The sequence below is a fragment of the Carnobacterium gallinarum DSM 4847 genome (genome assembly GCF_000744375.1).
Lineage (GTDB): Bacteria > Bacillota > Bacilli > Lactobacillales > Carnobacteriaceae > Carnobacterium > Carnobacterium gallinarum.
Genome location: NZ_JQLU01000005.1, coordinates 1,986,187 through 1,999,568 on the forward strand (window position 1 = coordinate 1,986,187; position 13,382 = coordinate 1,999,568).

The following is a 13,382-nucleotide window of genomic DNA, read 5'->3' on the forward strand; positions in this document are numbered from 1 at the left end:
GTTAGAAATAGAAACGGGTGAAAGACAGTGACAGTTGATATTGATTTTTATCATGAAAAAGACGAGAATGCTTTTCTTGATAAATGGGAAGCAGAAAAAGGTGAAATTACAGATATTGATCAATTTTACCAAGAGATTGCTTTAGCAGCAAAAACTGCATATGAAGCTGGAACTGTAAATCTAGGTAAGAAATTTGTTTATCAAGATGTTGTAGTTGGTTATGTTGATTACAATACATTTAACGAATTGTTTCTATTTAGCACAAAAAAACAATAAACTAAAAAAAGTGTTCATGAGTAAAATCATGAACACTTTTTTTGATAGTAAAGAATTGAAAACGCCTATTGTTTAAAGAGAATACGACAACAATCTTACATTATGTAGAATGAAGCACAAATTGATTTTCGTTCAAATTATGTGAGTAAAGCAAGAATTATTAAAAGAAAGGCAAATAAAAAGCTACCTGTAGAGAGCAGGTAGCAAAAAGGAGTTATTCACTACAGTTTGGAGGAGTGTAATGAAAATGAAAAAAATTAAAAAAGTTAGTTTAGCGTTTCGGATTACATTGGTTAGTAGTAAATGTAATCCTTACTACTCTTGTAGTATAACGAGAATGTATGAAGAAAGTATGTTAAAAAAAGCAAAGAAGGTTGATTTTCTGATGAAAAAAATGCATCTTCTAGTAGATGAAGAACGAAATTGGTTTGCATTGAACCTATAAAATCAGATTTTAGTGCCTTCAAAAGATCGGTAGTTTTTAACATAGTCACTAATTTGATTTTTTTAAATTATATACAAAGGAGCTTTTTGTGAAATTTTTGAACTTGATCCATTTAATCAGTAATCTGACATTCAACTCTTCAAGTAGTTTCATTTTACTTTGCCTTCGTTAGTAGAATTATTTTGTAGTTCTCGCTATTTATTCTAGTAATAACGTTAATTTATTTTAAATAGAATATAAGCTCATTTGCATGAGAATAAGAAAATGATGCAGAAGTTACTTCTAGTAATTTAATGTGTCTTTGAAATGAAAAAATTTAAAAATGGCTTATGTTGTAAGAGTTTTAAGGAGAAAATGGAAATCTAAATCCCACATCCCATCCAATAAGTAACTAAATAAATACAGATAAGATTTACAAGATATGATAAAATGAAAGCAGTAACAATTCTGGATTGAGAAAGGATATCAAAAATGACGACTATTTTTATACATGGGCTTGGACAGGATGCATCCAGTTGGGATGAAACTATTTCTTTCATGAACATAAGTAAACGTGAGAATATCATTGCCCTGGATTTACTATCATTATTAATGGGAAAGCCTGCAGTTTATGAAAATTTGTATCAGTCTTTGGAGGAGTATTGTGAAGCAATTTCAGAACCAATTAACTTCTGTGGGCTTTCTTTAGGAGCTATTTTAGCATTGAACTACACAATCGACAATCCCCAAAAAGTGAATTCATTAGTTTTAATAGGTGGACAAGCCAAGATGCCCAAAGGATTATTGAAGGCACAAAATGTTATTTTTCAATTTATACCAAAGTCTTTTTTTAAAAAAATGGGTTTTGAAAAGAAAGCTTTTCTAGGGTTAACTAGCTCAATGGTAGATTTGGATTTTAGTCAGCAATTAGAAGAAATTAGTTGTAAGACAGTCATTATTTGTGGGGAAAAAGATCAAGCGAATAAAAATGCTGCAAATTTACTCGCCGCAAAAATTTGCAATGCGGAATGTCAATTTGTTCCGCAAGCGGGGCATGAGTTAAATAAAGAAGCGCCTAAAGAGTTAGCTGAGATGCTTGATTCATTCTACATATAACCAAATGAAAGAGGCATCACATTGATTTGTGATGCCTCTTTCGCAGAATTAAGCTAAATCCGTTCCGTTTGTTTCAATAACTTTTTTATACCAGTTAAATGATTTTTTCTCATAACGATCGCCAGTACCATTTCCATTATCATCTAAATCAACATAGATAAAGCCATAACGTTTTGACATTTCACCAGTTGAAGCGCTAACTAAATCGATACATCCCCAAGGAGTATACCCCATTAAATCAACGCCATCTGCAATTGCTTCACCCATTGCGACAATATGACTACGTAAATAATCAATGCGGTAATCATCAGCTACATAGTTATTTTCATCCAATGTATCGTATGCACCTAACCCATTTTCTACAATAAATAAGGGTTTGTTGTAACGGCTGTATAATTCATTCAAAGCAAGACGCAATCCAACTGGGTCAATTTGCCATCCCCAATCAGAAGCATCCAAGAATGGATTGCTAACACCAGATAATAAGTTTCCTTCTGATTTTGCTAAGGTTGCTTCATCAGTAGTTACAACAGTTGACATATAGTAGCTAAAACCAATGTAATCAACAGGATGTGCTTTTAATAATTCTAAATCACCTGGTTGAATATCTAGCGTTACATTGTTTTCAGACCATAAACGTTTTGCGTAATGCGGGTATTCACCACGAGCTTGAACGTCAGCACAATAGAAATTAAAACTTTGTGTATAGTCCATAGCTTTCAAATGATTGATTGGATTTGAATCATATGCATATGTTGTTGCGTAGATAATCATACACCCAACTTGCAAATCCGGGTTTAGTTCATGGGCGATTTTTGTTGCTTTACTGCTGGCAACAAATTGATTATGCAGACCTTGGTAGACAGTTTGTTTATCATTAGCACCAGATTTTACAGTTAAACCTTGGCTCATTACGGGGAAATGTAAGGCACTATTAATTTCATTAAAAGTCATCCAATACTTTACTTTTTCATGGTAACGTTCTAAAACAACGCGAGCATATGTTTCATAAAAATCGATTAATTTACGATTGCCCCAACCACCATATTCAGTTGCTAAATGTAACGGCATTTCATAATGAGAGATCGTTACAACAGGTTCAATTCCATAGTTTAAACACTCGTCAAAAATTTTATCATAGAAAGCTAAACCAGCTTCATTAGGCGTTGATTCATCACCTTTAGGGAAAATACGTGACCATGCGATAGACAAACGATAGACTTTAAAGCCCATTTTTGCGAATAAAGCGATATCTTCTTGGTAACGATGGTAATGATCGATTCCATTATGGTTTGGATAAACGTATTTAGTTTCATCAATTTCAAAGTTAAAATCTGGTTGTGCAACAATTTTAAAGCGCTCTTTACCGCCTGGTAAGGCATCTGCAACCGAAAGTCCTCGGCCATCTTCTAAGTATCCACCCTCTAATTGGTTCGCTGCTGTAGCGCCACCCCATAGGAAATTTTTAGGAAAAACTGATTGATTATTTGTCATAAAAAAAGCACCTCAATTCATTTATTTCCTTTAGTTTAAACTATGTGATGCATTACATGTCAAGCGAAAGTTCAAAATAAATGGCAATCGTTTGAAAAGAAGTTGATGAAGTCTTTGATTATAAAGGGTTACAAGTAGTGGTGATGTCTTCTTTTTTTGAAAAAAATTAATGCAATGTAGAAATTAAGCGGTAGTTATGAATCAAGTAAGAAACAGTTAATTTTTGTTTGCTATACTTTGGCAGTAGTATAAATTACTGAAATTTTTATGTTTTTACTAAACAAACAACTAGCAGATGCAGTGAAGTTTTATTCGCATGTAAAAGGAATTTGTTGACTGTTGAAAACACAAAATTTAACAAAGGGGAGAACAAGAATGAAAGCAACAAAAATAATCGTAACACTGTCATTAGCAACAATCTTACTAGCAGCATGTGGCAAAGGAAACTCTACACCTGCGAGTAAAAGCCAAGAAAGTAGCACAGCAAAAGTTGTAACAGAATCGCCAAAAGCAGAAAATAGTTCACTTAGTATTAGTAGTGTGTTCAAAGGTGAAAATGGTCATTCTGTAAAAGGCAAAGCCACAATTGAAAAGGGAAAGTTAATGTTGAGTGATTTTACAACAGATGATGGGCCTGATTTACGTGTCTATCTAAGTAAAGGAACAGATAGTAAAAAGGCTAAAGAAATTGCAAAAATTGATCTTAATAAAAAGGAGCAAACCTTTGATTTATCAGATATCAATCCTGAAGAGTATGATACTATTTTGATTTATTGTAATAAAGCACATGAACTATTTGGAAGTGCAACGTATGAAAAATTAGGAACAACGAATACCAGTACTTCATTAACAGGAAAATTTGCCGGATTAAATGAAAAAAATGTTCAAGGGCAAGTAACAATAGAAGGAAATAAAGTGATGCTTTCTAATTTCACAACAGATGATGGACCTGATTTGCATGTTTATTTAATAAAAGACGATCAGATTGACGGTGGGATAGAAGTAGGAAAACTTGAGTTAAATAAAGAAGACCAAACATTTACACTTCCTGATGGTATTGATTTAAAGGAATATAAAAAAGTAGCGATTTATTGTGAACAGGCTCATATTTTCTTTGGCGAAGCCGTACTATAATGGGAATAAATAAATTTACACTATATGTTATCACAATTGTCCGTATTATAGTGGGGCTTTCTTGGTTGCAACAGGGGATGTTTAAATTCCAAGCACATTTCAATATTCAAGGTCTAGTGAATACAATTGCAAATGGAAGTGATTCACCAATGTGGTATCAAGAGTTCTTTGAGCATGTTGTTAGCAATAACATTGCTTTATTTAACTTATTGATTCCAGCAGGAGAAATTGCGGTTGGCTTAGGATTGATTTTTGGCGTCTTAATTAGGGGCGCAATCTTAGGGGCATGCCTGATGTTAATTAATTTTTGGTTATCGAATATGATTTATATTTATCCCTTCTTATTAGTTGGCAGTATCATTTTATTAAATTGGTATCCTCAAACATTAAGCTATACATTATGGACGGCTTTAGACAAGTTAAACATACGTGAAAGAATGACTTAAAACAAGTAGGATAAATCTGGATAAATAGTGTGAGCTGAGGAAGTTTCTTTAGTTTGCACTATTTATTAAAAAGGTAGTGAGGAAATGAAACAAACGATCTTATTGGTTGACGATGAAAAAACAATTATTGATATTTCTAAAAAGTATCTAGAAAAAGAAGGCTATAAAGTGTATCAAGCAATTAGCGCAAAAGAAGCCTTTGCAATTTTCAATACTGAAAATATTGATTTAATCATAACGGATATTATGATGCCAGAAATTGATGGATATGAATTTATGATTGATATATTGGAAAAGAATGAACAAATTCCATTTATTTTTATCACAGCTAAGAATGCCAATCAGGATAGGTTGTACTCATTAACGTTAGGTGCGGATGACTATATTACAAAGCCCTTTAATCCATTGGAGCTTGTTTTGAGAGTCAAAAATATTCTACGAAGAGTGTATGGTGAAGTAGATAATACGATTAAGATAAATAATCTTGAAATGGATTTAGACCGTCGAATTGCAAAAATTGGTAATGACTCCTTAGATTTAACGACGAAAGAATTCATGTTGTTGTGGGTTTTAGCAAAAGATCCAGAGAGAGTTTTTTCAAAGTCAGAAATCTTGAATCTTGTTTGGAACAGTCACTATGAGAATGATCGAAATACAGTAAACGTTCATATTCATCGTTTGCGTGAGAAATTAAATCAAGTTGCTGATGCTGAAAATGCACCGATGATTAAGACGGTGTGGGGAACAGGGTATAAAATTGAGGGAATAAAATGACGTTAAGAAAAACACTTTACTTTACTTATATTGGGATATTGTTGCTAGTACTAATGATTACGATGTACTTTGTAGAAGCGATGATAGTCGATCAAAAGACAGCTAATATCGTTATATTAGCAGTATTAACAATCACACTGATTTTATCTTGTGTGAATTATCTTGTGATGAGTCCTATGTTGAAAGTCCTTTTAGTATTGCAACGTACGAGTCAAAAGAACGCAGCGGGTGAATTTATAACCATTCCTAATAAAACGTTGATTAAGGAAATTGCTATGTTATTAAAGGATTATAATCAAATGGTGAACCAGCTGGAAAAACAAGTTACTCAAATAAAACAAGTAGAGAAAGAAAAAAGTGAAATGATTTGCAACCTTTCTCATGATATTAAAACGCCCGTATCTTCCCTTATTGCACTAGGACAAGCCTTATCTGATGATATATTGGAAGAGTCTGAAAAAATATATTATCTTCAAGCAGTTTTAGATAATTGTTACCGAATTTCTGATTTATCAGATGAGCTATTTCAAGTTGTAGAAAGCGATAAAATTGCATTAGAAAGTAGAAAAGATGAGATTTGGTTAGATACGATTTTAATTAAAGTTTTAAATGCCTTCAAAGGAAAGATTGATTATTCTAAAAGAGAAATCAGTGTTGATGGAATGGATATGACAAAACCTATTTATTCAGATGAATCCTCTATTTACCGAATATTATATAACGTGATTGACAATAGTTTAAAATACTCTCAGTCAGGCACATCTATCAAAATTAAAATAATTGAACAACTGAACTATGTAGAAATTCGTATAAAAGATTATGGGCAAGGAATCTCCTTAAGGGAACAGGAAAATATTTTTAAGCGAACCTACCGTGTGGAGAAATCTAGAAACCTAGAAACTGGCGGACATGGATTAGGATTGTCGATTAATAAACAGTTACTTCAAAATATCGGTGGTTCTATTTCTGTATTTTCAGAGATTGAAATGGGCAGTACGTTTTATATTAAAATTCCTTATAGTTACTGATGTATCGGCATAATCAAAATGAATGAGTTCGTTGAAAATATCAAGAGGAAGAACATAAGTGAGGACGAGGTGAAGGATAAGATGGAATATGATGTTGCGATAATTGGAAGTGGACAGGCGGCTTGGAATGCGGGAATAACCTTATCAAAAAGTGGTAAAAAAGTTTGTATGATTGAAAATGATTTATGGGGCGGAACTTGTCCGAATAGAGGATGTGATCCTAAGAAAATTTTTAGCAATGCAGCTTTTCAACACTATAAAACGAAAAAAATGGAAGGAGTAGGCGTCGGAAAAGTTGAAGAGATGTCTTGGCAGAAATTAATGGCGTTTAAAAATAAACTGATATCTCCCTTGTCTCATGAATTAAAATCAAGTTTTGAACGTACAGGAATTGATACGAAAAATGGATTTGGTCATTTTAAAGAAGGAAGATTGTATGTAGATGAAACCGAGGTGCAGGCAGAAAAAATAATTTTAGCTTTAGGCCAAAAGCCTGTAATTCCCGAGATACATGGAAATGAATGGATTCACGATAGTTATCATTTTTTCGAGATAGAGGAGCTTCCTAAAAAAATGCTAATCATTGGTGGTGGATATATAGCCTTTGAGCTGGCCTCCATCGCGAATCAAGCTGGAAGTGATGTAACTATTATTCATCGGAACAATCGACCATTAAGACAATTTCCACAAAAAATAGTGTCAAAATTAGTGGATGAAATGCAAAAGCAAGGAATTAAATTTGTATTTGATGCTAGTGTTGAAGAGGTTGAAATAAATGGGGAGACTCTAATTGCTCATACGACTAAAGGCATCATTAAATCAGATTATATCCTTTCTGCGATTGGGAGATCGGGTGATTTTGAAAAGATGCACTTAGATTTAGTCGGTGTGAAAACCGATTCTAATGGGGTCATCGTAAACGAATATTTGCAAACAGAAAATGAAAACATTTATGCTATCGGAGATTGTGTCAGTAAAAGTGTACCTAAACTAACGACTACGGCTATTTTGGAAGGGCATTATGTGGGGCAATTATTTTTAGGGAAAACAGAGCAACCGATTAACTATCCCGTACTATCAACAGCAGTTTTTTCTTTCCCGAGAATGGCAAAGGTGACTACAAATTCAATCGTTCATTCTAAAAAATATGTTGATTTAGCTGAAAGCTCATTCACATTCAACTTACATTATGAAAAAGAAGTTCCTTCATTATTGGAATTTGATAACAATAATCAACTGGTGAATGCAACGATTCTAAGTAATGAGGCAGATGTTCTTGTTAATGATTTAACTATTTTATTAACAAATCAAATAACAGGGGACAAGCTAAGCGAGAGTATCTTAATTTTTCCAACGGTTCAAGATAGCTTAAAAGAAATTTTAGCTTGAAATAGTTGTAAAATGGGTTTCTATTTCTTGAGTAGGAGCCTTTTTTATTTATAAAAAAGAACGTTTGTGCGTATACTTCTTTACAAATTGCCAGAAAAGCTATACAATAAAGCCAATTTGAGAGGTATAGGAGGAAACAGCTTTGAAGACAAACTATTTAGATCATAAATTAGCCCTTTTGTCAGAATTACCAGGCTGTTATCTGATGAAAAATACTCAAAATGAGATTATTTATGTAGGGAAAGCTAAGAATTTGAAAAAGCGTGTTCGTTCTTATTTTCGTGGCACACAAGAAGGAAAGACTTTTTTATTAGTTGAAGAAATTGTTGATTTTGAGACAATCGTGACCTCAACCGATAAAGAAGCCTTGCTGTTGGAGATTACGTTGATTCAAAAACATCAGCCTAAATACAATATTAAACTAAAAGCAGGGTCTAGCTATCCTTATATTAAGATTACAGGTGATCGAGATCCTCGGATTATAATTACTTCTGATGTGGAAAAAGATGGTGGTTCGTATTTTGGACCTTATCCAAATGTTTATGCAGCCACTGAAACGATGCATTTTATTGAAAAGGTTTATCCGTTGAAGCGATGTGTTGGAAAACAAAGACGAGCTTGTTTGTACTATCATATGGGGCAATGCTTAGGACCTTGCGATCATGAAGTTCCAGTAGAAATTTATGAAGCCCAAATTAAACGAATCAAAGCTTTTTTAAATGGTGATACGTCTAAGGTAAAAGCCGAATTAAGAGTAAAAATGTTAGCGGCAGCTACGGAAGAAGCTTATGAGCGAGCAGCTGAATACCGGGATCAGATTCGTTATATTGAAGCAACAGTTGAAAAACAAAAAATGATTTCAACAGATCATACACCACGTGATATTTTTAGTTTTTATTTAGATAAAGGATGGATTTCCATTCAAGTTTTCTTAATTCGTCAAGCAACTTTGATTAAGCGTGAAGCCGCATTATTTCCAAGTACAGAACGTGGTGAAGAGGAGTTAGCAACCTTTATTTTACAATTCTATCAGGAAAAAAATCATTTAACTCCACGCGATATTTTGGTACCAGAAAAAGTTGAAACAGCGTTATTAAGTGAAATATTAGGCGTTCCCGTTCGAGTTCCTGTTCGTGGTCCTAAAAAGAATTTATTAGATTTGGCAACACAAAATAGTAAAATCGCACTTAATGAACATTTTAGTTTATTGGAATTAGATGAAGAAAAGACTATTGGGGCGGTGGAGGAATTATCGCAAGCATTAGGTTTGCCTTTAGTGAAACGAATTGAGTCTTTTGACCATTCTAATATTCAAGGAACATCACCGGTTTCAGCGATGGTGGTTTATGAAAATGGGCGCCCAGCTAAAAAGGATTACCGTAAGTTTAAAGTAAAAACAGTTGAAGGCAGTAATGAAGCTGCGACGACTGAAGAAGTTATTCGTCGGAGGTATTCACGTTTATTGAAGGAAAAACAGCCAATGCCAGATCTAATCTTGATGGATGGTGGAGCAACTCAAGTTCGAGCTGCTTTAAATGTATTGGAAAATGAACTAGGATTAACGATTCCAGTTGCAGGTATGGTGAAGAATGAAAAGCATCGTACGTCTAGCTTAATTTTAGGTGAGGCATTGACACCAATCTCATTAAAATCCACTAGCCAAGCTTTTTATTTACTTCAACGAATCCAAGACGAGGTCCATCGATTTGCAATTACTTTTCATCGACAAGTCCGAAGTAAAAACAGTCTGTCTTCTTTATTGGATCAAATCCCAGGAGTAGGTCCAAAAACACGAGTAAAATTATTAAAGCATTTTGGTTCACTGAAAAAGTTAAAAGAAGCTGAATTAAGTGATATTCAAGCTTTGGGGATTTCTAAAAATGTGGCTTTGTTGATTAAGATTCGGTTGTAGAGTAAGCCTTGTTCAGTAATCTTGCTTAAAAAATACTATTCTTAAAATAAGTTCAAAGACAATTAAAAATGTTCGTCTATGTTTGCATTTATTACTTCATTCAATGAATAAATACAATCGGAACCATTTCTAATTCCGTTGGATATAAAGATTCTTTGACTTTTTCCAAAGCTTTTAAAAAATTCTATCAAATTTCACCTACAGAGTTTAGGATGATTAATGGGACGGAGAAATATCAGTGGCTTATCGGATGACAAGTACGTTATAATTTGAGTAGAAGAAGACACATGTAAGTAAAAATAGAGGATAAAATCATCCATTGATGATTTTATCTTCTATTTTTAATGAGTTAAATTAAAACTTTATCTAAGAAATTTTTTGTCCGTTCATTTTTAGGATTTGAGAAGACTTCCTCAGGTTTGCCTTCTTCAACAATATAGCCACCATCCATAAAGATTACACGGTCAGCAACTTCTTTAGCAAAGCCCATTTCATGAGTCACAACAATCATGGTCATGCCTTCTCGAGCTAATTTTTGCATAACTTCTAGAACATCTCCAACCATTTCTGGATCTAGCGCACTAGTTGGTTCATCGAAAAGCATAATATCTGGAGACATTGCTAAAGCTCTAGCAATAGCCACACGTTGCTTCTGTCCACCTGATAATGAACTAGGATAAGCATCAGCTTTCTCTTGTAATCCAACTGTTTCTAATAGTTCCAAAGCTTTTTTATTGGCTTCTTCTTTAGTTGCTTTTTTTAATTGGATTGGAGCTAACGTAATGTTTTCCATAATGGTTAAATGTGGAAATAAGTTAAAATGCTGAAATACCATTCCGATATTTTCACGAACTTTATTGATATCTAGAGTTTTATCTGTTAAATCGTAATTATCAACAATTACCGTTCCACCGTTGATTTCTTCTAGACGATTCATGCAACGTAAAAACGTACTTTTCCCGGAACCAGAAGGACCAATCATACAAACAACTTCACCTTCTTGAATTTCTAAATCTAACCCTTTTAAAACTTCATTTGAACCATAGCTTTTCTTTAGGTTTTTGACTTTTAATTTACCCATTAGTAGCTCTCCTTTCCAATAAATTAGATACTTTTGTCAAGGCTGTAATGACAACGATATAGATAATCGCAATCACAAACCACATATTTGAATCATAGGTTCTAGCAACAACAATTTTCCCAGATTGTGTTAATTCGACTAAACCGATAACAGAAAGAATCGTTGTATCTTTTAGAGTAATAACGAATTGGTTAATAAATGAAGGAATCATGATTTTAATTGCTTGGGGTAAAATTATTTTTCCCATAGCTTTACTGTAAGGCAATCCTAAGCTACGAGCAGCTTCTAATTGCCCTTTATCAACGGCATTAATCCCGCCACGTACTAGCTCAGCAATATAAGCACCTGCGTTTAAACTCAGAACGATAATGGCTGCAACTGTAGCAATCATTTTAATTCCTAATAATTGTGGAATTGTGAAGAAAACGAAGAAGGCTAAAACCATCATTGGAATGCCACGCATAATATCCACATAAATCATTGAGATAATTCGTAACGTTTTGCTTGGTGTCACACTCATTAAACCAAATACAATTCCTAAAACAGATGCAATGGCTATAGAAATCAAGGTAACAAATAAAGTTGTACCTAAACCACTTAATAATTGTTTATAGTTTTCTTTTACTAAAGCAAAGATACTTTGTTTCTCAGTTTTTTCTTCACCTAAATATTTTTCAGTAATTTTTTGATACGTACCATCATTTTTTAAATTTGTTAGACCATTGTTGAATTTAGTTAATAATTCTTGATTTTTCCCTTTATTCACAGCAAAACCATATTGACCGCCTTTTTCTTTTTCACCAACTAATTTTAGGGGTGCATTTTGAGTAATCGCATAAGCCATTACTGGATAATCTTCAAATGCAGCGTCAGCACTACCAGCTTTAACTGCTTCATACATATTAGCTGAATCATCAAAAGTTGCAATGTTAAAACCATATTTATCTTTAATTGAATTAGCAAAGGTTGCTCCTTCAGTTCCAGTCTTAATCGCAACAGTTTTGCCTTTTAAGTCTTTATAAGATTTAATGTCATTGTTAGACTCTGAAACGGCCATAACAACACCACTTTCAAAGTAAGGGGTAGAAAAGTCAAAGGACTGCTTACGCTCGTTAGTAATACTCATACCAGCAATAACACCATCAACTTGATTTGCTTGCAGAGCTTGAACAGCAGCGTTAAAACCTAATGGTTTGATTTCTACTTCAAAGCCTTGATCTTTTGCAATTGCTTTAAGTAAATCCATATCAATTCCCACAAAATTATTATTTGCATCTTGGAATTCAAAGGGAGCAAATGTCACATCAGTTCCAATAATATATTTTTCTTTCGTTTCTGCATGAGCTTCAGTAGTTGAAAAGCCTGTTAGTAAAATTCCTAATGTTACGAGTAATGAAAATAGGAATAAGTAATGTTTCTTTTTATTCAATGATATCTCCTCCTGTTCAAAGATTTATTTTATTAGAAAAATAAAAAAGTTGCAACTATTATGTATGTGGTTCATGTTATAAAATGTAACATGCAATGTAAGGAGTGAACCGCTTTATAAAATGAAACCTTGGTATTAAAAAAATGAAAACGGCATGCAAAATAGATTATGAGAGCAAAATTTGATAAAAAAAGTAAGTATTTTATGAGAAAGCTTGACAAAATAGGTTATTTATCAATAAAATGAATGAAAGTCAGTCATTTTTTAAAGGAGGAAAGAGATGAAAACAGATAAAAAGGCCAAACTAGTTTCTGCAGCAATTGAAGTTTTTACCGAAAAAGGGTTAGAGCAAACTAAAATTGCTGATATTGTCAAAATTGCAGAAGTTGCTCAAGGAACCTATTATTTATATTTTCCATCAAAACTTGCGATTATGCCAGCAATAGCCGAAGTTGTTGTTCAGCAGATTTTGACTAACTTAAAGAATACACTGAATAGCAGCTTATCGTATCCACAACAATTACAACAAGTTATTGATGTTAGCTTTGCTATCACCAAAGAGTATTCAGAAGTTATTGCACTGACTTATGCAGGTTTAGCATCAAGTGAGTATTTAACGGAATGGGAAACTATTTATGAACCTTATTATCTTTATATGGCTGAATTTTTACAAGCTGGCATTACAGCGGGGGAGATGAGTCGAGGGATGAATTCAAAAGTAGCCGCTAAAATTTTAATTGGTTTAATTGAAGCAGGAGCTGAACAATTATATCTTTATACAAAGGCTGATGAGGACATGATTAAGGAACAAAAAGCTGAAGTTTTGACTTTTTCCCTACGAGCATTAGGAATGAAAACAATAGACTAACTAAATGAAAT

At 33.3% G+C, this 13,382-nt stretch carries 14 protein-coding genes; 11 read left to right on the forward strand and 3 right to left on the reverse strand.

Annotation, left to right across the window (positions count from 1 at the left end):
- The first annotated feature begins 27 nt into the window (after positions 1-27).
- The 3 genes from BR43_RS13980 to BR43_RS13990 all read left to right on the forward strand — a co-directional run bounded on the left by BR43_RS13980 (position 28) and on the right by BR43_RS13990 (position 1,816).
- On the forward strand, positions 28-276 hold the full coding sequence (locus tag BR43_RS13980) for a hypothetical protein (protein WP_034562990.1): 249 nt from the start codon (positions 28-30) through the stop codon (positions 274-276).
- Positions 277-517: 241 nt separating this feature from the next.
- Entirely contained in the window at positions 518-721 is a 204-nt protein-coding gene (locus tag BR43_RS13985; protein ID WP_034562992.1) for a hypothetical protein, read from the forward strand.
- Positions 722-1,192: 471 nt separating this feature from the next.
- On the forward strand, positions 1,193-1,816 hold the full coding sequence (locus tag BR43_RS13990) for an alpha/beta fold hydrolase (RefSeq protein WP_034562994.1): 624 nt from the start codon (positions 1,193-1,195) through the stop codon (positions 1,814-1,816).
- Between the two features lie 48 nt (positions 1,817-1,864).
- Here the strand turns inward: BR43_RS13990 and BR43_RS13995 are convergent, their stop codons facing one another.
- Entirely contained in the window at positions 1,865-3,310 is a 1,446-nt protein-coding gene (locus tag BR43_RS13995) for a glycoside hydrolase family 1 protein (RefSeq protein ID WP_034562997.1), read from the reverse strand.
- Positions 3,311-3,685: 375 nt separating this feature from the next.
- On the opposite strand from BR43_RS13995, the gene BR43_RS14000 reads away from it, so the two are divergent.
- From BR43_RS14000 to BR43_RS19650, 7 genes are all read left to right on the forward strand, one after another.
- Positions 3,686-4,444, forward strand: a complete 759-nt coding sequence (locus BR43_RS14000; RefSeq protein WP_034562999.1) for a DM13 domain-containing protein — start codon at positions 3,686-3,688, stop codon at positions 4,442-4,444.
- Complete coding sequence (locus tag BR43_RS14005; RefSeq protein WP_084679943.1) at positions 4,444-4,890, forward strand: DoxX family membrane protein; 447 nt, start codon at positions 4,444-4,446, stop codon at positions 4,888-4,890. Before BR43_RS14000 ends, BR43_RS14005 begins: the two co-directional genes overlap by 1 nt.
- 84 nt (positions 4,891-4,974) lie before the next feature.
- Positions 4,975-5,664: a response regulator transcription factor gene (locus BR43_RS14010; RefSeq protein ID WP_034563001.1), complete on the forward strand. Its 690-nt coding sequence runs from the start codon at positions 4,975-4,977 to the stop codon at positions 5,662-5,664.
- Positions 5,661-6,692 carry a sensor histidine kinase gene (locus BR43_RS14015; protein ID WP_034563005.1) on the forward strand — a complete coding sequence of 344 codons (1,032 nt, stop codon included), beginning with the start codon at positions 5,661-5,663 and terminating at the stop codon, positions 6,690-6,692. Before BR43_RS14010 ends, BR43_RS14015 begins: the two co-directional genes overlap by 4 nt.
- 69 nt (positions 6,693-6,761) lie before the next feature.
- A complete protein-coding gene (locus BR43_RS14020) occupies positions 6,762-8,081 on the forward strand; it encodes a dihydrolipoyl dehydrogenase family protein (RefSeq protein ID WP_169741065.1) in 1,320 nt (439 codons plus the stop codon).
- Between the two features lie 142 nt (positions 8,082-8,223).
- The gene (uvrC, locus tag BR43_RS14025; protein ID WP_034563009.1) at positions 8,224-9,993 is read left to right on the forward strand and encodes an excinuclease ABC subunit UvrC; all 1,770 of its coding nucleotides are present in this window, start codon (positions 8,224-8,226) and stop codon (positions 9,991-9,993) included.
- A gap of 125 nt (positions 9,994-10,118) precedes the next feature.
- Positions 10,119-10,247: an AraC family transcriptional regulator gene (locus tag BR43_RS19650; RefSeq protein WP_425393656.1), complete on the forward strand. Its 129-nt coding sequence runs from the start codon at positions 10,119-10,121 to the stop codon at positions 10,245-10,247.
- Positions 10,248-10,342: 95 nt separating this feature from the next.
- On the opposite strand, the gene BR43_RS14030 is transcribed toward BR43_RS19650, so the two are convergent.
- Entirely contained in the window at positions 10,343-11,074 is a 732-nt protein-coding gene (locus tag BR43_RS14030) for an amino acid ABC transporter ATP-binding protein (RefSeq protein ID WP_034563011.1), read from the reverse strand.
- Positions 11,067-12,503 carry an amino acid ABC transporter substrate-binding protein/permease gene (locus BR43_RS14035; protein ID WP_034563013.1) on the reverse strand — a complete coding sequence of 479 codons (1,437 nt, stop codon included), beginning with the start codon at positions 12,501-12,503 and terminating at the stop codon, positions 11,067-11,069. Before BR43_RS14035 ends, BR43_RS14030 begins: the two co-directional genes overlap by 8 nt.
- Before the next feature lie 280 nt (positions 12,504-12,783).
- Between BR43_RS14035 and BR43_RS14040 the strand changes: the two genes are divergently transcribed.
- The gene (locus BR43_RS14040; protein ID WP_034563015.1) at positions 12,784-13,371 is read left to right on the forward strand and encodes a TetR/AcrR family transcriptional regulator; all 588 of its coding nucleotides are present in this window, start codon (positions 12,784-12,786) and stop codon (positions 13,369-13,371) included.
- The last annotated feature ends 11 nt before the right edge of the window (positions 13,372-13,382 follow it).

Bases quoted from the DNA above. Each gene is read 5' to 3' on its own strand.
- BR43_RS14005 (WP_084679943.1), top strand. From the start codon at position 4,444: ATGGGAATAAATAAATTTACACTATATGTTATCACAATTGTCCGTATT.
- BR43_RS13985 (WP_034562992.1), top strand. From the start codon at position 518: ATGAAAATGAAAAAAATTAAAAAAGTTAGTTTAGCGTTTCGGATTACA.
- BR43_RS14030 (WP_034563011.1), bottom strand. From the start codon at position 11,074: ATGGGTAAATTAAAAGTCAAAAACCTAAAGAAAAGCTATGGTTCAAAT.
- BR43_RS14000 (WP_034562999.1), top strand. From the start codon at position 3,686: ATGAAAGCAACAAAAATAATCGTAACACTGTCATTAGCAACAATCTTA.
- BR43_RS14010 (WP_034563001.1), top strand. From the start codon at position 4,975: ATGAAACAAACGATCTTATTGGTTGACGATGAAAAAACAATTATTGAT.
- BR43_RS14040 (WP_034563015.1), top strand. From the start codon at position 12,784: ATGAAAACAGATAAAAAGGCCAAACTAGTTTCTGCAGCAATTGAAGTT.
- BR43_RS13995 (WP_034562997.1), bottom strand. From the start codon at position 3,310: ATGACAAATAATCAATCAGTTTTTCCTAAAAATTTCCTATGGGGTGGC.
- BR43_RS13990 (WP_034562994.1), top strand. From the start codon at position 1,193: ATGACGACTATTTTTATACATGGGCTTGGACAGGATGCATCCAGTTGG.
- BR43_RS14015 (WP_034563005.1), top strand. From the start codon at position 5,661: ATGACGTTAAGAAAAACACTTTACTTTACTTATATTGGGATATTGTTG.